A 21,667-nucleotide genomic window follows, 5' to 3' on the forward strand; every position below is an offset into this window, starting at 1 on the left:
TGAGCGCCATGTTTAAAGTTCGATCAAACCTAACCACATTCAGGAGGATTAAAAATGCTAGGTTTTTTTAATAAGGAAAATAAATGGCGCGCAGCCATGCAAGTCACAAATGGCCTTTTTCTCATGATGACCGCGTATAAGATGTTTTCTGATCCAGAAACTGCTTGGGAACATGGTTTTGAGATAGCAGCGCTTGCGCTTAATGTAGTTACCTTCAGTAAAAATGACAATGCATTGACCAGTATAGGGAATGCTGCTTTTAATATTATGGGTTTGGGCACTGCTTATGCAGGAGCGACATTAGGTTGTTCTTCGAATTCGCTCGCGGAGAATGCAGGAAATGCCATGTTGTATCTGACCAATGCATTAACGAGTATTTGTTACAAATATCATGCAAATCAGGAAAGGGCGCAAGAGTCTCCAGTAAAAACAATGTAATCAATTGAGGTTGGGCTGCAAAGCCCGACGCACTTAAATTAATCAAACGATTTAAAAATAAATCATTTTTGTCTCTTAAAATTATCAGTTGTTATAAAATTTGAGCTATATTAAAAATACAGGATTTGAACAACTAGAAAAAAAGGACAAATCATGAGTGCTCTTCTGCTATTATTTTTAGCAGTAACTGTAACCTCCTTTCCACAATTGCCATTAGAGTTTCCCCATACACAAGCAATTAAGAGTGATATTCGTTTCATTAGTGAAATCACACCGTTTTCAGAGCCAGAACAAATTAATGACCAATCATTAAATGTTATTAAGATGCTGTTAACTCATGAAGCCCCTCAGTTAAATCCGCTCGTGATTGATAAGGTACTCACTACGCTAAGGTGTGCTACTGCATATAATGTGGATCATAATAATATTTTAACGATTATCGATTATTCTTTACCTTCAAATGAAAAGCGTTTCTGGGTGTTTGATTTAAGAGCAAAAAAACTATTGTTTCATACTTACGTGTCGCATGGCATCAAATCCGGTGCTTTATTGACCAACTTCTTTTCTAATAAATTCAATAGCAAAGCAAGTAGTATCGGGGTTTATCAAACACTACAAGCTTATTATGGCAGAGATGGTCTTTCATTACGTTTGAATGGTTTGGACCGTAATTTTAACGATAATGCATCGGGACGAGCTGTCGTAATGCATTCTGGATGGTATGTAGAAGAAGATTTTATTAAAAGATATGGAAGACCTGGGCGAAGCTGGGGATGTCCAGCACTTCCTATGGTGAACTCTCAAGCAATCATTAATACCATCAAAGATAAATCTTTATTGGTCATTTATTATCCTAGTGATGCATGGTTCGCCAAATCAAGATTTTTAAATTGTGATAAAACGACCGCACCTCAATATACGAGTTCTTTGACCATACAAATACCTGATACTGCACCTGATGAACAACGTGATGCTATTTTATTTATAGGTAGTGGATATAAAGGCAGTAAATACGCAGAAACTAAACCTGTTACAGTCATTTCGGCAAATACATATGAACAAGTATTTCATACCACAGCACCATTGACACGGATGCTACGACGTCAGATTAATAATGCAGAATACATTGCATTAAATGCTCAAGAGCTTTTTTATTTGTCTCATAATACGATCCCAGGAAGTGCAGGCCAAGAAGAGGGAATTAATGCCATTCGTTTTGTAATACCCGTTCTAAAAGTAGTCCGGGGTGGTTATTATGAGACGCAAATGCAATTTGTCAATCTAGGTAAAATCAAGGAAGTTAAGATCAATGGTGATTTAGCCAGAGACAATTCTCTTGCGAACAGTTTCACTGTTTATTTTGAAGGAAACTCATCAGTTAATTTAAATGCGCATAATGAATTTATTCGTTGGGTAGGATTATAGTAAAAGGTCCGTCCCCCAAGATCCCAACGTGACCTCTTACGAATTAGCGGGTTGTCGTACGCCTTTGCAACAGTGAAAGAGACTCGCACTCCTGGAGCAAAAATTGCCAGTGATTGGCATAAACCCAATGGACAAAAGGTGGTTCGACCCGAGAGTATTGCTGAATTTATGATCGATTTAGCGGTGCGAAAATTATTTGGGGTTGGGCTTTTCAGGCCATAGTTGTCAAGCATAGGGCTGGATAATCTAGTCTTTAACTCGATTTTACCCCACACTACGTCCTACGGTCCTCAGAATCCATTCTGGAGCTACATTACTAGATGCCTCGAACAAGTAGCAGTATGTAAAGCTTGAGAAAAATAAACTAATTCTGTATTGAAAAATTAAAGCAGATTATTATTTTTATTAGTTAATTCAATAAGTTAAATGATATACTTATACCTTGATCCTGACGATCATGGGCATGGCCCTACAGAAATCCTGGAATAAAAAATTTAATATTTTAAGACATTGGAAGCTTTGCCTATCCGAAATATAGTCATAAAACGATGGGTTTGTGAACGCATTAGATTGATGTTTAAAAATTTGTTATTTATGTAAAAAATCAGTTCACAAACTATGTACATAAAATAAAGTTTGTTCTAATTTATTCTTGTAGACTTTACGGGCAGTTACCGATGTAAGAGGCTATTTTGTTTCCTATGCTTAATACATAAGGCTTGGAAAAATTATGAACAATTTAAGAAGTGATAAATGCTTTATCTGTAAAAATAATGCTAATTCGAATCAACAAGATAATAATCATTATTATACATGCACTCTATGTGGCAATTACTATGTATCTAACGATGATCCTCCCAAAATAGATGAGAAATATCAATCAATAATCAGGGGATATGTATATGAAAATCAATCCCCCACAGAGGCATTTCATTTGTCACAAGATATAATAAATACAATCAAAACCCTATCACCTATTGCTATTGATGAGAAAATTCACAAATTAATGTTATGGTTTGAAAAAAAAACAAATTATCCAGGTGAGACCATCAAATCAATTTATGATAAGAATGAATTAATTCCTATTTGTTATGCGAATGATCTAAATGAAATGTGTCCTTTCGGCAAGGCTGCGTAAAAAATATTTTTAAATTTTATCATTTAGGGGTTGACAGTGTTTTAGGCCATTTTTTCAAAATTTCCATGCATTTTTGCCTCATTTATAATCTTCCTATTTGACTTGATTCTGGGTGTGCACAAGACGTTATAAACACCATATTTGAGGCAGACCGTAGCTTAAAAATAATAACACCTTACGCCCCTTCTCAGAAGGTAAAAATAGGCTTTAAAAACCTGGGGTATAATACGCTCAACGTAGATAGTTGGTAGTATTAATATGGCTAAAAAGCCCAAAGGGCGTAAAACAAAAATGCCCAAAGTAACCAAACTCAGCCAAGAGCAAATGGATAATTTCCTAGCAGCGATAATGAATTCAAATATTGGCGCTGAGAATGCTGAATTGGCCAAAATGCTTATTCATGGTAATGCCTGGATGGCCCAGCAACTGGAACTTGGCCAATTAAGCATTGCAAAATTACGGAAATTATTTCAAATTCAGGGCAGTGAGAAGGCTATCAATCGAAAACCTAAAAGCGACCCAGCCTCAACAGATAATAAAGGTTTGAACACTGCAGACGCTAGTAAAGGTCATGGGCGCAACAGCGCTGATGCCTATCAAGGTGCGGATGTTGTTGAGGTGGATCATCCTGAGTTAAATCCTGGTGATATCTGTCCAGCTGAAGCATGTGGCGGCCGTTTATATGAAATGAGCGAACCAGGTACTTTAGTACGTGTCACAGGTTCACCTTTGGCCCAAGCTACGCGCTATAACCTGCAGAAGTTACGTTGCGCACTTTGTGAAATTATTTATACAGCGCCCTTGCCCGAAGGGGTCAGTGATAAAAAATATGATGCCAATTTTATTGCGATGCTCATGATTAACAAATACTTTATGTCTGTGCCGCTTTATCGTCAGGATAGATTGCAAAACCACCTTGGCATACCTTTGCCTTCATCAACCCAGTGGGATTTAATGGTGGCCCATGAGCCTATGTTGAACGCCTTGTATAAGGCATTAACTCAAGATGCCGCGAATGGTGTTGCACTTTGTTATGATGATACCTCTGTAAAAATCATGAGCGAAATCAAGGCTGCCAAAACAGCGAAAAAGGGTGAGAAGAGCGAACATACTTGTTATACCACGGGCATTGTCAGCCTTCATGAAGACCATCGTACTTACCTTTATATTACAGACAACCGTACGGCAGGAAAATGTATTGCGGATATCATGGCAATACGCGACGCGAAGTTAGATCCGCCCATCATGATGTGTGATGCTTTATCAGCCAATATTCCGCAGGGCATTGCTGAGGATTTGTACGTCTTATGTTTTTGCTTAGTACACGCCAGGAGACAGTTCTATGAGTTACCCAATGGCTATGATGATGTAGCAGATAAAGTCATTGGGTTAATCGGCACCATTTATGACCATGAGGCGCACACTAAAGGTTATGACCGCGAGAAGCGACTTGTCTATCATCAAGAAAAAAGTACGCCGATTATGGCGGAACTTAAAGCTTATCTTGAGGAACAAGCGCTTGAATTTGAGCCAAACTCTATTCCCGGTAAGGCAATTGACTATATCCTAAGTCGATGGACACAATTATCGCAATTCTTGCGCTATGCCCATGCACCATTAGATACCAATATCGTTGAGCGCGCACTGAAGCTTGTTATTCAGATAAGAAAGTCTTCGATGTTTTATAAGAGTTTAAGTAGTGCGGCCTTTGCCAGTTATGTGCAATCTGCCCTATACAGTGCTGCCCAGAATGATATTAACCCCTGCCAATACATGGGTGCCCTTATAAACAATGAACAAGCGGTTATAAAAAATCCAACAGCATGGCTTCCCTGGCACTATAAACAAACGCTTAAGCAGAGCTTGGAAGTGAGTGCCAAGCAGGACTCATTGCCGCTGGCTCCCCTTGATTTAGGATAACCGCCATAGTTGTGGCGCAAACCCGCTCACTACAGGACTTGGGCCAATAGCGAAGTTTCCCTTGTGAAAATCGTTTGGTACAGAGCCAAAAGCCTGTGCCATCGTAAACCAATAGTTTGACGGCGACTCCGCTTTTGTTGCGAAAGGCAAACACGGCCCCATTATAGGGCGAGCCCATACTTTGGCGACACAGTCCAACTAATGCATCGATGCCTTTACGAAAGTCAATCGGCTCAACTCTGATATGTAGATGATGCTGCGTTGTAATTTGAATCATAGCAACGCACCAAGGTGAGGTAATAACTGACTCAGTGCATCTACGTCAACACAAAGCCTTAGCGCCCGCTCTTTGCCTTGTATAATCAATTGAATTCCTTGGCTTTGATTAGGAGTCACTTTAAATTCATCTTTGGATGCCAAAACAAACCCCTTATCAGCAAATGTAGGGGAGCCACTTTCTAAACGTCGCTTAAACTGACTGCCACTCAGGCGTAGTTGCTCACAAATTTTAGAGCGCTTGTATTCTGGATAAAGTGCCAACGCCATGGCCCAAAGTTTATCTGGTATTGGCTCTGACTGACTACTGCGTTGGGCACGCCACGCACAAAATGCTTCTTCTACCAACTCTAATGGTACACTCTCCATTGAGTAAATCTCCACAATTTAAGGAGAGCGTACTTTACAAAATCATTTAAACTCTGTCACACAGCCTTGCCGGAAGGACACTCAAAAACCGTTCAGGAAATATCGAGACCGCTCTTAACCGTTGATGAGTGTCTGCGTATGCCAGGACCTAAAAAAGATGCTAATGGCCTTATTGTTGAAGCTGGGGATATGGTCGTATATGCGGCGGGCTTCCCGGCTATTTATGGTAAACAACCTCTTTACTTTAAAGATCCGATCTTCATGGCAAGAGCATCAGTGGAGGCTCCTGTTCACTCAGATATTTTACGTACTCGTTTAAGTGAAGATGAGGTCATCCGGTTATGAAAAAATTGTCAGCCATCATCTCTACTTTATTGATAAGCCTTATTGTTGTATGTGCACTATTTCATGCCATGGGTTTTAGAATAAACCTGACTGAATCCATTCCTATAGGCTTGTATCGCATCACCAGCGAAACCTCTATCAAAAATACTTATGTGATTTTTTGTCCTGATAACAGAGAGTCATTTAGGTTAGCGAGGGATAGAGGTTATATAGACCATGGTCTTTACTGTGATGGATATGGTTACTTAATGAAAAAAGTGGTGGCTGTTTCTGGCGATATCCTCTCTGTGACCAATAAAGGGGTTTTTGTTAATCAAATACTAACCCCCTACTCAAAACCAAAACTACAGGATGGGATGAAGCGCTTCTTACCTCAATGGCAAGTAATGGATTACCAACTCCAAAACGATGAAGTGATGACTATGACCAGTCAAAGCGAATGGTCATTTGATGGTCGATATTATGGTCTTGTTCACACAGGGCAAATCAAAGGAATGATCACACCCATATGGGTAATTAATAAACGGAGAGAACCACATGAATCATGAAACCGAATTAATGGATGTGATTGCAGAAAAATTTGAGGATTTAGTAATCCCTGGATTTCTTCTTGAAGTCAGTCCGATAGAAGCGGACATCATGGGAGCATTTGTAGAAGATGCAGTCAATGAAGAAGATGCGATGGGGGCTATGTATGACTAAAATGCCCTACCATCAAGCTGTTGCCAATCAAATTATTGAAAGCCTGAAAGCAGGAACCGCTCCCTGGTTGAAACCATGGGAGCCAGGTGTTGGCAATGGTCAAATTCCATATAATCCAGTCACCGGTAAGCGTTATCGAGGGATCAATGCTTTGTATTTGATGGTGAATCAACGTGATGACAATCGTTGGTTAACCTACAAACAAGCACAAAGTATGGATGCACAAGTTCGCAAGGGAGAAAAAGGCACCACAATTCAATATTGGAAATTTCATGAAGAACAAACCAAGCATGATGATACTGGTAAACCTGTTCTTGATGAACAGGGTAATCCATTAAAAGTGCAGATGAATCTTGAACGACCCAAAGTGTTTTATGCAACGGTATTTCATGCCTCGCAAATTGATAATATGCCAGAACTCATTGCAAAAGAGCCAGATTGGTCCTTAATTGAAAGAGCTGAAAAACTGCTACATAAGTCTGGCGCTAACATTGTTCACTCAGAAGCAGACAGAGCTTTTTACAGATTATCGACTGATAGCATTCATCTTCCCCCTAAAGAGCAATTTAAATCTGCGGCCAACTACTATGCTACTGCCCTACATGAACTAGGGCATTGGAGTGGTCATCCCTCAAGATTGGATAGAGATTTAGGCCATCCCTTTGGTTCAGATTCTTATGCTAAAGAAGAATTAAGAGCAGAAATTGCAAGCATGCTGTTAGGTGCAGAACTGGGTATAGGTCATGACCCTTCTCAACACACTGCATATATCAAATCATGGATACGGGTTTTAGAAGACGATCCTTTAGAAATATTCAGGGCATCCGCTGATGCAGAGAAAATAGTGAATCACTTATGTGCATTAGAACAAACTCAAGATATTAATCTGAGAGAATTTATTGAAATCAAGGAGGATAAACTCAAAGAGGAAGTCGTTATGGCGTCTGAAAACATCACTTCTGAAAAAGTCTGGTTAAGCATCCCCTTCCAACAAAAAGAAATTGCCAAATCCACTATAGGAAAACTCCCTGACGGAACACCAGGCATTGCCTGGGATAAAGTACAAAAGTGTTGGTATGCAAGCCCTGGTGTAGCTGTTGAGAAAATCAAAGCCTGGCTTCCTGAGCATCAGGTATTAACTCAAGAAAAAGCGCTTATACCTGAGGAAGAATTTAAAGCAGCATTGATAAGCCTCGGTGCTATCGTTTCAGGTGAGCATCCAATTATGGATGGGAAAACTCATCGCATTCCAACTGAAGGTGATAAACACGGTGAAAAGGCCGGATTTTATGTAGCCCATTTAGATGGTATTCCAGCAGGATACATTAAAAACAATCGAACTGGCGTTGAGCTTAACTGGAAATGTAAGGGCTACATTTTAACTGACGAACAGAAAGCTACGCTTAAGGCGGAAGCGCTGAAACATCAACAAACTCGTCAACGTGAGCTTGACGCCAAACAAAAAAACACTGCATTAAGACTCAAGCAAAAACTATCCATGATGACAGAGGTTTTGGAACCCACGCCTTATATGCAAGCGAAAGGTATTCAGGTTCATTCTGGTGTATATACCGATGAAGAAAAAAAACTAACCTGTATTCCTGCAACTGATTGTGAAGGCACCCTTTGGACTGTCCAATATATCTCTGAGGCAGGCACTAAAAGGTTTGCAAAGGACTCAAAAAAGGAAGGTTGTTTTCATGTGTTAGGTGGTTTGGAAAAGCTTGCTGATGTCCCTGTAATTATAATTGCCGAAGGTTATGCTACAGCTGCAACGATAAAAGAAGCATGCGAACTGCCTGCTGTCGTTTCTGCCTTTGATGCAGGAAATCTTAAAGCAGTTGCTAAAACACTTCATGAAAGATATCCTCAAAAGCCTGTCATCATAGCAGCCGATGATGATAAATATCTTGAATTATCTCAAGGCTTAAACCCTGGTAAAGATAAGGCAACTGAAGCAGCCCGTGCTGTCAGTGGCTTTATTGTTTTACCAACTTTTGGGCCAGGCGAACAATCATCAAACCCAAAGCAATTCAATGACTTTAATGACTTAGCAAATCACAGTCAATTAGGAATTGCAGGAGTAAAGCGCCAGATTAAACCTAAGATTGATAAAATTATTAGCCGATTGAAGCAGCCTCGCCTGACAAGCAGTAATAATGTGATTCAAATTGCTTAACATACAACTAAAATCTAATTTAAAGCTTTGATGGTGTTAAAACTAATTGCCAATCAAAGCTTTAAATTCATCATTCACTTTAATATTATTCTTTTTAATCGAGTTGATTACTAATTTTTTCAAATTCATCAACTAACCATTGATAACTGGATGGCTCTTTAATACTTAAAGAATAAAATTTATCAAACTCCTTAAAAGACCTATCAAGATATTTGGCAGCTAATAACATTTGTTGAGGATCAATAGGTAGTAATGGTGCTATTGGTAAAAAAGTATACTTGTGCAAGGGATTATTTGTCCTTGTAAGATTATAGACGCTCACATGTGGCCACATGCTGTGAACACAATTGCTAAAAGGTGTAAAAGCATAATTATACAGATCTATAGCATTTGCTTCTTCGGCTATTGCTCTAGTGCTTTTCCCAGACCAACTTCCTACATTCACTTCAGTTAAAATCTCTGCTCTTTGCGAGTTTAAGAAGGAAATATAATTTTGAAGTACTGGATCATCTTCCTCTTTTATATTGTCTTCTAATAGTTGCATCTTACGATGTTCTATCATCAGTTTCATCTGCCCTAGTCCATACTCAATATACTTTTTAGAATTTTCGCTAATATTTTGAAAAATCCACTCTAAGGATATTGTGACATCGATCATACACCTATGTATGATCGGTGCAATGTGAGATGTCCAAAATGTTAAACCCCTAGACAGTTCAACTGCCAAGGTTAATTGTCTTGCCAATAACCCAGTTGTAGCAGAAAACTCAGTTTCTTTGTTAAGATCAAATTTTAGACCATGAATCCTTTCAATGAACTCTTTCCTAGCCATTGATTCATAAACGCTTACGGCCTCGAGTAGTTTTTTTAAATGTTCATTCATAGTCAATTTCCATAATTGCTAAATCTAAAGGTTCAATTTCTATCCCTCGATTCCAAAAATATTTAATCCAATCTGTTAACTTAGGTTCAATAACTTGATTAACAATCATCATTGTTAAAGCTGAACGAATCGAGGCCCCTATTTCTTGGGATTGAGTAGTATTAGGATAATCTTTTAAAGGCTCTATATCGGCAAGAGTCAATCCCTTTGCTATTTTTAGTGTTCCGAGCAGTACTGCTGAATATATAGGTAAAGCCTGCATAAAAATTGCCTGCTCACTTACCCTATTTATAAGTTGGCTAAGAAGGCTTTTATATTCTGTCAAAAAATTTTTATTATTCAACTTGGAAGGCATTTTTTTGAATATAAAAGAAAATTGTGATTCAGGATAAAGGTAGATAAAATCATGAAGGGCTGTTTGTAGCTTCGAAATAATATTTCTTTCCTCAAAGTTTTTTACTAAATTTTCTTTTTCCACGATTGACAGTAGGTTTATTCTACTTTGAAAAATTAAATTTTCATTTGAGCCAATTTGCTTTATTGAGTCACAAATAGAATGAATTAATTTGGCTGTTTCTGGAATACCATATATTTCATTTAGTAGAGCAACCCATATTATCTCAGGTAGGATATGATCAATGTATGAAGATTCTTTCATATTACTACCTAACATATGGAGCATCGGGGGGATAAATTTTGTCCCCTTTTTCTTATGATCGCTTAATATTTTATTACTCATAATTCACCTTGATGATCATGACTTATTTATCTTGGAACATCCCATATAACTTCTTAGTTACAATTTCTTTATAGAGTTTAGTCTAATATTTTTCCATCGCACATGGTTATTAGGTTTGAATCCTTTCCGCTCCAGGTGATCATGTGCATCATCCTGCAATAGCACTTGACCTCCTCCGGTGAGCTGAACCAGATCGCATTGGGACAAGTTTCGCAAGCCGTTGTGATCTTTGGCTGGCGAGCCTTGTCTAATGCTGAAAGGGTTGGGCTTTGTGCTTCGGCTCTCTCTATTTTCATTGGCTGCTCCAATAGTCTCATAGCTTCCTGGAGTTCTTCCTCGATGGTTTTGTCCACTTGATCTTGATTGTTCATGAAAGCTCTCCTGCTCAAAGTTTAGTTTTTGACGTTGATTTTCCAAATCCAAATCAGCAAAAGTGATCGGCATTTGGTATTGAATGACAATTTGCAAAATAATCTTTTTAAATAGTGGAGACCCGTTCACACAAATGCAGTCACCATAACGCTGCCGCGCCATCTCCAACGCTCTTTTAAGAGTCGAAATAGAACCACCTTTAGAAATGAAAATTTCAGTTCCATTATCCCTAATAACACTCTTATCTTTCTTATAAATCTCAGTGCCTTCTTTGGTAATAGAGTCGATTTGTCTAAAATTGAAAATAGTGGAAACTGAGTCTTTACCTGAAATGGTGTAATCATGATTATTTTTACGATTACGATAACGCATTGCCACTAAGGCCTCCTGATGCTTTTTGTTTCAACCAATCTGCCCAGGTTTTGTTCCGGTGGGAATCTAATAACCTGCTTCGTTCTTTGGCGTAATTTTTTCTTATGCTATCAATCTCATTAAGTAATGTTTTGTTGATGTAACTATATAGAAATTTTTTCTGTACTTTAGAAAGGTTCATTAATTTTAAAGTCGCTCTTTTAATTCGACCTCGCTTTTTAGCCTTCTCAATTAGCTTGGTTCTAGCCTCCCGCAAATTTTTAAGTTTGCCTGAAATAATGTGTTTATTGTGTGATTTTTCATGCTTATATGTGGCATAGAGCGCAGAACCAAGTACCTTTTTATTTAATGGTTCATAACGGTAAACATTAGACTCAGGTGCATCGCCCTCTGAGTAGGATGGTACGAAAGGACCTAGCTTGGATTCGAGATTTTTTTTAGAAAAGGTTCTGGAAATAGAGCTAGCTTTAACAGTCATCCCTTGCGGATTGCACAAAACAAAACCGTTGGTTTTAACACGTATCATCAACCCATGTTCTGCCAAAATACTATGAATCTCCTTCCAGCTTCTAGCTGCCTCTATTTTTTCTTTACAATGACGCTTCATCCAGTTAATTAAGCTTTCAATACCTGAATGGTGCTCCATATCATCTGCAAGATTTTCCGAACGGTTTTTCCGAGTTTGATGATTGGTTATTTGAAGACCTAATTCAAGTTCGAGCTGGGATGCAACTTCAGCAAAGATCTTATATGCCCTGTAAGGTTCAATCATATTAAGGGTTTGAGGGTGAATTTTATTAATCGCAACATGAATATGAAGATTGTCTGTGTCATGATGAACAACTGAGATTCTTTGATGTTCACTAAATCCAATCGCCAATGCGACTCTATCTTCAATTTCCCGTAAAACTTGAGAGGAAGGATTTTCTCCTGGAGCGAAAGACATAAGCATATGGTAGGTTTTATCTCCGGTGGCTCTTTGGTTTTTAGCTTGTGTCGCTAGTACCTCCTGAACAGCCCATATAGGATCGAGGCTATTACAGTTTGATAATCTGACTTTACCCACTCGCTCCTGTTTGTTTTGTTGATTACACAGGTATTTAACAAGACAAGAAAAACTACTAAGCCTTGTCTTCTTCATAGGGATATGGCGAATAATCATAGTTTTTTTACCACTTCCAACATGGCATCCTGAGTGGTTTGAATACGATTTAATAATGTTTTTACTGTTTGGAGGTCGAAATGCGCAACCCGTTTATCCTGAGTCAACCATAGTTTTAACAGTCCACCAAGCCGTCCTAAGTCTCCATTAATTTTGGCTAGCTGCAGTACATAATCTTTATCAACACTACTGTGAATTTGATAACCAAGACTTATCCGTCTTAAGTACTCGGCAATTGAAAGGCCAGCAGTGGCTGCATTCGATTTAATTTGAATTTCTTCGGAAGGCAAGACAGGTACGCGAAGATGACGACCATTTTTTCTGGTGGGTGTTTTATGCTTCTCGTCCATAAGGATGCCGACCTCTTAATTAAGTGGTTATGCAATCCTTTGAGTATTGATTTGATCTTAAAACCCAGGTTTTTCGTTGAGCACCGAAGGTGCGAATAAGACTTGTGAGGTTTGGTAACCAGCTTGCTGGTTAGCTAACTTCACCTATCTTGCCCTGCGTTTTAAGTTCATCTAATAGCATACTATCAGGTAATTTTATGTAATTTCAAGGTTATTTGTTTTAAAACCAAATTAATTACGAATAATTACCATTATTTACGATAAATTACATATTTGTACATTTAAGAGGGTATTTAATTACGCCAAAAGGAAAGAAAATAACTTAACTAATTGCACAGCAACAAAATAGTTTGTACTATCAGAAAGATAACAATAATAAGTTGACGTATGACATGGGAAACACCCTTAGCGAACGAATCGCAGCAAAGCAAATGGTAAGAAAAGCCTCTGCTAAATCTGTAAATAAAGCCGCATTTCTTGCTTTAAAAAATGATATTGCTTCAGCACTAGCTGACGGCTGGTCTATAAAGCTTGTTTGGGAAACCTTAGTTGAGGAAGGCAAAATCTCATTTTCATATAAAACTTTTTGTGGCTATGTAGCACGTTTGATTGCTGCAGAAAAAAAGCCATCTATTCAGGAGAACACCAAGGAAGATGAAAAGGCTAAAAGTAAGACAAAAACTGAAATTCGCGGTTTTACTTTTAATCCAAAACCTAACTTGGAGGAACTCTTGTAATGGCAAAAATACATATCACACTGCAAGGAAAAGGCGGTGTCGGCAAATCATTTATTTCAGCAACAACTGCACAATACAAACAGCACAAAGGTCAAACCCCTCTGTGTATTGACACTGACCCCATCAATTCAACCTTTCATGGCTTTAAAGCCCTCAACGTCGACCATATTCAAGTCATGAGTGGTGATGAAATCAACCCCCGTCTTTTTGATACACTCATCGAAAAAGTTGCCTCAACGACTCAGGATGTAGTGATAGATAACGGTGCCAGTTCCTTCGTACCTCTATCTCATTACCTCATCAGCAACCAAGTTCCCGCATTGTTGAAGGAACTAGGCCATGAAATGGTGATTCACACTGTCATCACCGGAGGCCAGGCCTTGTTCGATACCATTAATGGCTTTGCACAGCTGATTGACCAGTTTGCAAATGAAGCGCAATTTGTTGTCTGGCTAAATCCCTATTGGGGAGCCATTGAACATGAAGGAAAAACTTTTGAACAACTCAAAGCCTACCGAGATAACAAAGACAGAATATCAGCCTTAATTCAAATCCCCGATCTGAAAAAGGAAACCTACGGCCGAGATTTAACTGAAATGCTTCAACAAAAGCTGACCTTCGATGAAGTACTGGGTACGCCAGAGAAAAGCATTATGACCCGTCAACGCTTGAAAATCGTTCGCGATCAACTGTTTGGACAGCTGGATAACGCCAGGGTGATCTAATGTCGGAGAAACTTGATAAAATCATTCAAAACATCACTGTCAAACATGGTGTGCTTTTGGGTAAAGACGATCCCATCCTCATGCTTCAAACTATGAATGAACAATTGATAGAGGAAAACCGCAAGGCTCAACAGGATTTGCTAATAAAGTTCCGAGAGGAAATGGAGGGCATTTCCTTTCAGTGGAAAGATGATGCCAAAGAAAAATCTGAAAAGATTCTTAATGCATCATTAGCTAGTAGTAAAGAAGCTATAGCCAGACTATTGCAAGAATCTACTGGCGAAACGCTCCGAGCTATGAAAAAATTGATCTCAGATTCATTAATTGACGCTCATTCCTTAACACAAAAGGCGCAAAAATTTAGTCAGTTTGCATTGGTCTCATCAGCTACATTGTTTGCTGCCTCATGTATGATTCTCTTATTTTTTAAATAGATGCTGGATTTATTCAGACATCTTAGACCTAGCACTTCGGAAGTTAGCCTTTGATGGAAAACTCAAAAATATTGTTTAACCCAGCGAACGATATCTTGAGCACTCATCACCCCGGAGTGTCGAGCAAGCTCTTTTCCATGTAAAAAAATCATTAAAGTAGGAATACTTTGAATCTGGTAGCGAGCAGCTAACGCTTGTTGTGTTTCAGTATTGATTTTAATAAACCTGGCTTGGGGTTCAAGAAGCTTTGCAGCAGCCTCAAAATAAGGTGCCATCATTTTACATGGACCACACCATTCCGCCCAAAAGTCAACCAACAATGGGATATCGTTCTTTTTGAGATGAAGATCGAAAAGTACTGTATCTAAAGAAACAGGTTTTCCATCAAATAGTGCTTTTTGACACTTCCCACATATAGGATGCTCGGCTAATCGTGCTGAAAACAAACGATTTGTTGTTTGGCAGTGAGGACAGACAATATGGATTGAATCACTCATAACACTAGTTCCTATTTATTTTACTTCGTTAATTTTTTATAACCGAATACTAACTGTTAGCCAATAAGCTTCTTTAAAATCATCTCAAGAGGACAAAATCCTGTAAATCCACTTTGAAAAAGATTAGCTCCTACAAATACAGTAAGCCATAAAAAATTAGCACTTATAAATACAGGACTGGTAGACACGCCTAGTGCGAGTGATATCAAAACAAAGGCACCAGCCACAATACGGATAATACGTTCAATAGTCATCATCTATTCTCCTAACACTAATTTAATGGGTACGTTTCCACCAACTTAAATAGATTAATGGAATTAAAAACAAGGTAAGTACTGTTGAAGCAAATGAACCAAATATCAAAGAAATAGCAAGGCCGCCAAAGACAGGATCGGATAACATCACTGCGGAGCCCAGAATAATAGCAAGTGCTGTTAAGACAATCGGTAGAATTCGTTCTACGCCAGATTCAATAACGGCTTCTGTTATAGAAGAACCTCGATGTTGGTGCTCTAAGATAAAATCGATAAGTAGCAGCGAGTTTCGAACAACGATTCCGGCTAAAGCAATAACCCCTATCATGGACGTCGCAGTGAAGGGTTGGTTCATTAACCAATGCCCAGGAAAAACGCCAATGATGGTTAACGGTATAGCCCCCATAATAATTAGGGGAATAAAAAACGACTGGTAAAAAGCGGTTAGTAAAATATATATCAAGACTATGGCCACAATAAAGGCTGAGCCTAAATCACGAAAAACATCCAACGTCAGGCGCATTTCACCAAGCCAAAAGAGTTGATTTGTAGCAAAGCGATTAGGCTGTGATTCATGAAACCTTAAATTTTCAACCTCTAATGAAAAAGGTGGCTTGGTCAGCATCTTTGTCGCAGAAGTAACTGCATAAGCAGGGCTCGAACCTAACACTTCACCAGTTACATAAACAACAGGCGTTTGATCTTTAGTGAAGATGGGTTTTTCCTCTTTATCTTCATGGAGGGTTGCAATTTGTGCCAGAGGGATGAGTTGTTGTTGCTGATTTTTTAGATACAGTTGATTAAGTACCTGAGCATCTTCACGTGCCTTTTGCGGAAGACGTAAAATAATGTGCTCTGGCTCCCGGGTATTGGATTCATGTGCATTTCCAATGGAAATACCCTTGAACAAAGCACTAACTTCCTGCGCTACCGTTTGTGGGGCTAGGCCTGCCAGCATGACAGCATTATGATTGATTTCAATACGGTATTGACTGGTGTCTTGAGTCACCGAGTTATCAATATTTATCATGCCGTATATTTGGGGATACACTTCAGCGGTTATCTTATTGGCGACAGACCGCAATTCATTATAATTAGGTCCATAGAGCCCAGCCTCCATTTGCGAGCGAACAGGCGGTCCAGGGGGGCTTTCAAAAAGCTTGATATGGCTTTGTGGATGTTGTTTTTGCACAGGCACTAGTCCCTGGTATATCTCTGATGCAATTTGGTGCGAGCCAATAGAACGATGATGTTTGTTCACCAAATTCACGCGTATTTGCCCGTATTGACTCCCTCTTAATAGATTATCTCCTCGCACCAGAGCGGCAAAATCTTCTGGGGCCGACTCTCCTACATACAACTCCAAGTTGGTGACGTAAGGATTCTTTTGGATGGTTGCACTGATTTCACTGAGCAATTTGTTTGTTTTTGTTAAGTTAGCATTCGCTCCAGAATCAACTGACACTAAAAAGGTATTCACGTTGTCATCAGGTAGCATTTTAATCTCAACCCCAAGAGGGCCTAGAGGTCCGTTAGGGCCGGCGGGACGAATAAATTGCCAGGCAGGTTGGAGTAATACCGCGAAGAGTAATAGTACAATACTCAAATAAAAGAGATGTCTTTTTTTCGATGAGTTAAGTAGTCCATTGAATAATACAAGATACACTCGTTGTAACCAGGTGTTATGGCTTTGATGATGCTCATTCATTTGTTTTTTAGCTTTGGTTCTTAACCAACGATAAGCAAGATAAGGAACCACACTATAGGCAATAAAGAGGGATACAATCATTGCCAATGGCGCATTAAAAGGTATGGGTGCCATAAACGGCCCCATCATTCCACCTACAAAAGCCATAGGCAGTAATGCCAGCATCACTGTAAAGGTAGCAATAATCGTGGGCTTGCCAATTTCATTGGCTGCATAAATAATCAAGCGGGTAAGGTTTTTTTGCACGCCCTTAATAATATGGCGGTGAATGTTTTCAATCACCACAATGCTATCGTCTACCAAGAGGCCTAATGAAAGAATGAGCGCAAATAAAGTAATTCGGTTAATGGTCTGACCTGATAGCCAGCCGATACCAAGTACCAGACACAAAATTAAGGGAATAGAAAAAACAACCACTGATGCTTCGCGCCACCCTAAAAACACCATCAGCAAGACCACGACACTTAAAATCGCAATCCCTAAGTGCTCGACCAAAGTATTCACTGCATCATTAGCCTCATCGCCATAATTACGAGTGATTGAGACATCGATGTTTTTTGGAATGAGCTGGCTGTTTTGTAATTGTTCGAGTTTATTCAAAAGTGCTTTTGCCACATCAACACCATTGCTTCCTTTTTGACGTGCAAGAGCAATGGTTACGGCAGGTTCTATATCTGCACTCTTCGATTGGTCTTTGGCTCCATAGGCAAAATAGGAGGCAATCGCCTCATCTTGAGGACCTTTTTCAATAATTGCAATATCTTTTAATAAAATCGGCTTGGCTCCATCCGTTCCAATAATAATGTTAGCTAAGTCTTGATTGGAAATAAGTGAGCCCTCGATACGAAGGGGTGTTTCACTTAATTCATGCTCTAATGTCCCTGCGTCAAGACTGATGTTATTAATGGACAAGGCTTGCTGAATGTTGGCAATTGAAATGGCATGTGCTGCCATTCGCTTTGGGTTAAGCCAGACACGAATAGCCTGTGGTGATGCGCCCATTACCCAGCTTTTCCCCACTTGAGGCACAGCGCGCAATTCCTCCAAAACTTTATCGGCAAGCGTGCGTAAGGCAACTTGATTTGCGCCTTTAGCATGTAATGTCAGTGTCACTAGTGGAACATCATACAAACTGATAGAGCGGATTAAAGGCATCAAAGTACCCGGGGGCATCTTATCCATGTTGCTGTTGATTTGGTTATAGACCTTAACTAAGCTCGCCTCTTCATTTTCATTTACTTTAAAGCGAACAGTAACCATAGCTCCATCATCAACGGCCATCCCATAAGTATGCTCAACACCTGAAATAGAGGCCATCAACCCTTCTAGTGGGCGAACAATTTGATGTAGCATTTCTTGGCTATCACTGCCAGGACGGCTTACAGAAATGCTTACTGCTGGGACAATGATTTCAGGATTATAGGTTCGCGGAGTGCGTTCTAGGGCGAGTACGCCAAACAACAAAATACCAATAATCAGTAACAGAGTCAGCTTGGATTGAATAAAAGTTCGCGCCAATTGCCCTGCTTTATTGAGCTTATTTTTGGAATAAAACACATCCTTCACTATGGTCTCCTGATATACATTCGATTCATGCGTTTTTTATCGTTATAGGAATTAATTGATTACTGAGCATCAGCCAATGCGCTTGATGAATTCTTAATTGATGAAGCGCCTGGAGTTCTTGTGCTCTAGTTTGTGTTAATTTCATTTGACTCTCCAACAAGGCACTTAGAGGGACTAATCCACGACCAAATCGTTGTTTTAATTTTTGAATGACCGCATTCTCTTTCTCTGCGCTTTGCCTGCTTAAGTGCACTTCATAAAGAGTTTGTTGTTCCGCACGCTGAATTTTTTTTAATTGCAACCGAAGCTGATTGCGCTGCTCATCAAGCTCAAATTGAACTTTTTTAGCATTGGCACTTGCTACCCGAACAGCACCAGCTCTCTCGCCTGCGCTAAATAAAGTCCAGTTAGCACCCAGCGCAATCGTATCTGATGGAAGTCCTGAGCCTATCGTATTGCCATTCCAATCATGTCTTAATTGCATTGAGACTTGGGGCTTATAGAGTGCCTGAGAAGCGGCGATTGCCGCTTTTTCGGCGTGAAGGCGCGCCTTAAGGGCTTTAATGGATGGATTGTCCTTCAATGCGTGGTTTATCAATGAGGTGTTGAGCTTTATCTTTGTGGTTAAATTCATATGCTGACGGGGAACAAAAGAACTTCCAGGGGCACCAAGCAGGGTCCTAAAGCCATCAAGCTCATCTTCTGTTTGGATTTTCGCATTAGATAAACCAATGAGGGAGCTGTTTAAATAAGCTTCTGCCATTAATACATCGCTCTCCAGGGTAATTGATTGCTTTTTTAGGGCTTTTGTTGTTGATAGAAACGCTCTTGCTCGAGCAACTTGTTGTTGTGCGACGCGGACTAATTGATTAGCAATTAGAACTCGCTCGTAGGACGCATATACTTCGTATGCCAGCTGATTCTGAGCTTGTTGATTGCCTCGTTGTGCCGATGCAACCAAAGCACGCATCTGTGCTTGCTGCGCTTTTATTCGTCCACCAGAATAAATAGGGACGCTTAGTTTAAAAGCCGTATCCAGATTGCTGTAATATCCTGGATGGTTTAATGCTTGTGGCTTGGTATACAAGGTGTTTAGCCCAGTATATTCATTGGCGCCAAAATCAGCAAAACTGGCATTCCCCTGACTTAGTTTATAACCAAATACCGACATCGGATTATCCGTGCGTGCCCCGCTTACCTCAAGCCCTAATTGCGGCCAACTCATACTGTCTGCTTGCTTTGATGCTCCTGCTGCGGCCTCAATTGAAGCGTTTGCTGCATGGATTTTAGGGTTATTAGCTAGCGCAAGCCGAATGGCTTTAGAGTATGAGATGGGTACCGAACCTGCGCAAAGAGAAGTTGACAGCGCACTGGTTACAATAATCAAAGCCATGTGTTTTCTTAAAGTAATACTATTTAATAACATGACGGAAATCCTTAAACAAAGCATTAGACCATTCTAATAAATAGAGCGATTCTTATTCTTTACAATAAATTAAATAAAGCGTCGACAAAACAGCTTCCACTTCCGGTTTACTAATAAAATAATAAACTCGAGTCCCTTCTTTTCTAACCGAAAGTACGCCTTCGTGCCTCATCTTAGCCAAATGTTGCGACAGTGCGGATTGAGACAAGCCAACAAGAGATTCAAGCTCTCCAACCGTGCACTCTCTTTTCAAGAGATGACATAGAATAAGGAGCCTTTTGGAATTAGCTAAAAGCTTAAGTAATTGCTCTGCCTTAGAGGCGTTGTTTTTCATTACCTCTAGGCTGGTGTTTATTAATGTATTCATCAGTCCATTATATTAGAAAAAACTAATATTACAATATCAAGAACAACATTTAAGAGTAGGTATAAAAATCGATACAACAAATTTTTAACCCTATCGCGCTGGTTTTAAATTCAGATCCATCTCAAGAAATAAGACAAAAAATTGGAAAATAACGGTTGGCCTTGTTGAAATAACACTTGTTAGAAAAAATATGGTGAAAGATTTAATGTTAGCACGCTCAGAAAAATCATATAGTTCTATAAAGAACTCATCTTTAAATGATACGGTATATGAGTGATTTTATCTCGGTGCTCCTTAAACTCATTCAGACTGGTTTTCAACCAACCTTGTTGTAATAATAATTTTGGACGTTAATGTTCGATGTACTGGACATTTATTGGCTATTTCTAATAGCTTGCTACGTTGGTCTTGAGTCAGCGTTCCTTCAAGCTCAATGAAACGCTCAATATAGTCGATTTTGGCATTATTATTATCACATCCAATACAATCCTCTACATGAATTTTTTCATGTTTTAATCTGACAGTAACGTGTTCCAAGGGAAAATTCTTAAGTTTTGCATACATACGTATAGTCATCGAAGTGCATGAACCCAATGCTGCCAGTAAAAAATCATAGGGTGAGGGACCCATATCTTTTCCACCATTAATAACAGGCTCATCAGCTGTTAAAACGTGATTTCCTATAATAATTTTCTGTGTGAACTGACCATCTTCTGTTTCAGAGACAACCGTTTCCTGAGGGATGTTCATTCTTTTAATCTCCATAAAGTATGTTATTAAGATTGCCTTTATTGGCATCGAAAAAAAACCAGGGTACTTATGGCTCGGTCCCAGAAACTAAATAACAAGGCTCCTGATCAACCGGCATCTCTTTCAGCTCTTCGGGCGTTAAGCGTGCATAGACTTCTATTCCGTATCCTGTTGGATCACGCAACCATAACTCGTGTAAAGGGGTGCCTCGCCAAGTCGTTCGTGGTGGTTTAATTATTTCCAGACCATTCGCCTTAGCACGAAAGTAACTTTCAATAACTGCTGCCTTGTCGCTCACACCAAGCCCAATGTGATACATGCTGTATGTATCTAGTGGCTTTCCGCTGTCATTAACCAAAAGTACTAAATTTAGTTGCAGGTTTGGCACGATAAATGTTGAATAACGCGATGTGCGGTCTTTGGGTTCTGTACCGAGGAACACCGAATAGAATACTGTACTTTCTTCAAGGTCAGATACGCGAAAACTCAAATGAAATTCTAGAGGTGAACCATTCATGAGTGCTCTCCTTCTA

The 21,667-nt window shown here is 39.4% G+C and carries 22 protein-coding genes and 3 pseudogenes; 12 read left to right on the forward strand and 13 right to left on the reverse strand.

The annotated features are described in order from the left end of the window. Nucleotides 1-54 precede the first annotated feature (54 nt). From Lani_RS16980 to tnpC, 5 genes and pseudogenes are all read left to right on the forward strand, one after another. On the forward strand, nucleotides 55-438 hold the full coding sequence (locus Lani_RS16980; protein WP_058388723.1) for a hypothetical protein: 384 nt from the start codon (nucleotides 55-57) through the stop codon (nucleotides 436-438). A gap of 153 nt (nucleotides 439-591) precedes the next feature. Beyond that, on the forward strand, nucleotides 592-1,863 hold the full coding sequence (locus Lani_RS16985) for a murein L,D-transpeptidase catalytic domain family protein (RefSeq protein ID WP_019232974.1): 1,272 nt from the start codon (nucleotides 592-594) through the stop codon (nucleotides 1,861-1,863). A gap of 96 nt (nucleotides 1,864-1,959) precedes the next feature. After that, a pseudogene (locus tag Lani_RS20340) lies at nucleotides 1,960-2,070 on the forward strand (DNA polymerase IV); the annotation flags it as partial. A 523-nt stretch (nucleotides 2,071-2,593) separates the two neighbouring features. Beyond that, a complete protein-coding gene (locus tag Lani_RS16990; RefSeq protein ID WP_058388724.1) occupies nucleotides 2,594-3,001 on the forward strand; it encodes a hypothetical protein in 408 nt (135 codons plus the stop codon). A 258-nt stretch (nucleotides 3,002-3,259) separates the two neighbouring features. Beyond that, complete coding sequence (gene tnpC, locus Lani_RS16995) at nucleotides 3,260-4,921, forward strand: IS66 family transposase (protein WP_019233276.1); 1,662 nt, start codon at nucleotides 3,260-3,262, stop codon at nucleotides 4,919-4,921. Here tnpC and tnpB read toward each other — a convergent pair. Continuing rightward, complete coding sequence (gene tnpB / locus Lani_RS21235; RefSeq protein WP_081595156.1) at nucleotides 4,854-5,198, reverse strand: IS66 family insertion sequence element accessory protein TnpB; 345 nt, start codon at nucleotides 5,196-5,198, stop codon at nucleotides 4,854-4,856. The genes tnpC and tnpB overlap by 68 nt on opposite strands. Then, nucleotides 5,195-5,566: a hypothetical protein gene (locus Lani_RS17000; protein WP_019233277.1), complete on the reverse strand. Its 372-nt coding sequence runs from the start codon at nucleotides 5,564-5,566 to the stop codon at nucleotides 5,195-5,197. Before Lani_RS17000 ends, tnpB begins: the two co-directional genes overlap by 4 nt. Nucleotides 5,567-5,647: 81 nt before the next feature. Between Lani_RS17000 and Lani_RS20025 the strand changes: the two are divergent. The 4 genes and pseudogenes from Lani_RS20025 to Lani_RS17020 form a co-directional block, all read left to right on the forward strand. Continuing rightward, nucleotides 5,648-5,911 (forward strand): annotated as a pseudogene (locus Lani_RS20025) (type IV secretory system conjugative DNA transfer family protein); the annotation flags it as partial. Next, nucleotides 5,908-6,459 (forward strand): conjugative transfer signal peptidase TraF, encoded by a 552-nt coding sequence (gene traF / locus Lani_RS17010; RefSeq protein ID WP_019234181.1) that lies wholly within the window; start codon nucleotides 5,908-5,910, stop codon nucleotides 6,457-6,459. The pseudogene Lani_RS20025 and the gene traF, both read left to right, overlap by 4 nt. Continuing rightward, nucleotides 6,449-6,613, forward strand: a complete 165-nt coding sequence (locus tag Lani_RS20550; RefSeq protein WP_019234180.1) for a hypothetical protein — start codon at nucleotides 6,449-6,451, stop codon at nucleotides 6,611-6,613. Before traF ends, Lani_RS20550 begins: the two co-directional genes overlap by 11 nt. Then, nucleotides 6,606-8,792: a zincin-like metallopeptidase domain-containing protein gene (locus Lani_RS17020; RefSeq protein WP_019234179.1), complete on the forward strand. Its 2,187-nt coding sequence runs from the start codon at nucleotides 6,606-6,608 to the stop codon at nucleotides 8,790-8,792. The genes Lani_RS20550 and Lani_RS17020 overlap by 8 nt, the downstream gene beginning before the upstream one ends. Before the next feature lie 94 nt (nucleotides 8,793-8,886). Here Lani_RS17020 and Lani_RS17025 read toward each other — a convergent pair whose 3' ends face one another. The 4 genes and pseudogenes from Lani_RS17025 to traJ all read right to left on the reverse strand — a co-directional run bounded on the left by Lani_RS17025 (nucleotide 8,887) and on the right by traJ (nucleotide 12,670). Further along, entirely contained in the window at nucleotides 8,887-9,675 is a 789-nt protein-coding gene (locus tag Lani_RS17025) for a DUF5677 domain-containing protein (protein ID WP_019234178.1), read from the reverse strand. Then, nucleotides 9,668-10,414 carry a hypothetical protein gene (locus tag Lani_RS17030; RefSeq protein ID WP_019234177.1) on the reverse strand — a complete coding sequence of 249 codons (747 nt, stop codon included), beginning with the start codon at nucleotides 10,412-10,414 and terminating at the stop codon, nucleotides 9,668-9,670. Before Lani_RS17030 ends, Lani_RS17025 begins: the two co-directional genes overlap by 8 nt. A 57-nt stretch (nucleotides 10,415-10,471) precedes the next feature. Further along, nucleotides 10,472-12,320, reverse strand: a pseudogene (traI, locus tag Lani_RS17035) (TraI/MobA(P) family conjugative relaxase). Next, nucleotides 12,317-12,670 (reverse strand): conjugal transfer transcriptional regulator TraJ, encoded by a 354-nt coding sequence (gene traJ, locus Lani_RS17040; protein ID WP_019234176.1) that lies wholly within the window; start codon nucleotides 12,668-12,670, stop codon nucleotides 12,317-12,319. The pseudogene traI and the gene traJ overlap by 4 nt, the downstream one beginning before the upstream one ends. A 392-nt stretch (nucleotides 12,671-13,062) precedes the next feature. Between traJ and Lani_RS17045 the strand changes: the two genes are divergently transcribed. Genes Lani_RS17045 through Lani_RS17055 form a run of 3 tightly spaced genes read left to right on the forward strand, consistent with a single transcriptional unit; the run spans nucleotide 13,063 to nucleotide 14,566 of the window. Then, nucleotides 13,063-13,407, forward strand: coding sequence for a TraK family protein (locus tag Lani_RS17045; RefSeq protein WP_019234175.1), 345 nt, complete (start codon nucleotides 13,063-13,065; stop codon nucleotides 13,405-13,407). Continuing rightward, a complete protein-coding gene (locus Lani_RS17050) occupies nucleotides 13,407-14,132 on the forward strand; it encodes an ArsA-related P-loop ATPase (protein ID WP_019234174.1) in 726 nt (241 codons plus the stop codon). Before Lani_RS17045 ends, Lani_RS17050 begins: the two co-directional genes overlap by 1 nt. After that, nucleotides 14,132-14,566, forward strand: a complete 435-nt coding sequence (locus Lani_RS17055) for a conjugal transfer protein TraM (RefSeq protein ID WP_019234173.1) — start codon at nucleotides 14,132-14,134, stop codon at nucleotides 14,564-14,566. The genes Lani_RS17050 and Lani_RS17055 overlap by 1 nt, the downstream gene beginning before the upstream one ends. A 62-nt stretch (nucleotides 14,567-14,628) precedes the next feature. On the opposite strand, the gene trxC is transcribed toward Lani_RS17055, so the two are convergent. The 7 genes from trxC to Lani_RS17090 all read right to left on the reverse strand — a co-directional run bounded on the left by trxC (nucleotide 14,629) and on the right by Lani_RS17090 (nucleotide 21,651). Continuing rightward, nucleotides 14,629-15,063 carry a thioredoxin TrxC gene (gene trxC / locus Lani_RS17060; protein WP_058388725.1) on the reverse strand — a complete coding sequence of 145 codons (435 nt, stop codon included), beginning with the start codon at nucleotides 15,061-15,063 and terminating at the stop codon, nucleotides 14,629-14,631. 56 nt (nucleotides 15,064-15,119) lie between these two features. After that, a complete protein-coding gene (locus tag Lani_RS17065) occupies nucleotides 15,120-15,320 on the reverse strand; it encodes a YgaP family membrane protein (RefSeq protein ID WP_019234172.1) in 201 nt (66 codons plus the stop codon). A 19-nt stretch (nucleotides 15,321-15,339) separates the two neighbouring features. Further along, complete coding sequence (locus Lani_RS17070; RefSeq protein WP_019234171.1) at nucleotides 15,340-18,591, reverse strand: efflux RND transporter permease subunit; 3,252 nt, start codon at nucleotides 18,589-18,591, stop codon at nucleotides 15,340-15,342. 25 nt (nucleotides 18,592-18,616) lie between these two features. Then, nucleotides 18,617-20,017, reverse strand: coding sequence for a TolC family protein (locus tag Lani_RS17075; protein ID WP_019234170.1), 1,401 nt, complete (start codon nucleotides 20,015-20,017; stop codon nucleotides 18,617-18,619). A 52-nt stretch (nucleotides 20,018-20,069) separates the two neighbouring features. Then, on the reverse strand, nucleotides 20,070-20,384 hold the full coding sequence (locus Lani_RS17080; protein ID WP_019234169.1) for an ArsR/SmtB family transcription factor: 315 nt from the start codon (nucleotides 20,382-20,384) through the stop codon (nucleotides 20,070-20,072). Nucleotides 20,385-20,684: 300 nt separating this feature from the next. Continuing rightward, nucleotides 20,685-21,134, reverse strand: coding sequence for an OsmC family protein (locus Lani_RS17085; protein ID WP_019234168.1), 450 nt, complete (start codon nucleotides 21,132-21,134; stop codon nucleotides 20,685-20,687). A gap of 67 nt (nucleotides 21,135-21,201) precedes the next feature. After that, nucleotides 21,202-21,651, reverse strand: coding sequence for a VOC family protein (locus Lani_RS17090; RefSeq protein ID WP_019234167.1), 450 nt, complete (start codon nucleotides 21,649-21,651; stop codon nucleotides 21,202-21,204). Nucleotides 21,652-21,667 lie beyond the last annotated feature (16 nt).

It is taken from the genome of Legionella anisa (genome assembly GCF_001467525.1).
Taxonomy (GTDB): domain Bacteria; phylum Pseudomonadota; class Gammaproteobacteria; order Legionellales; family Legionellaceae; genus Legionella; species Legionella anisa.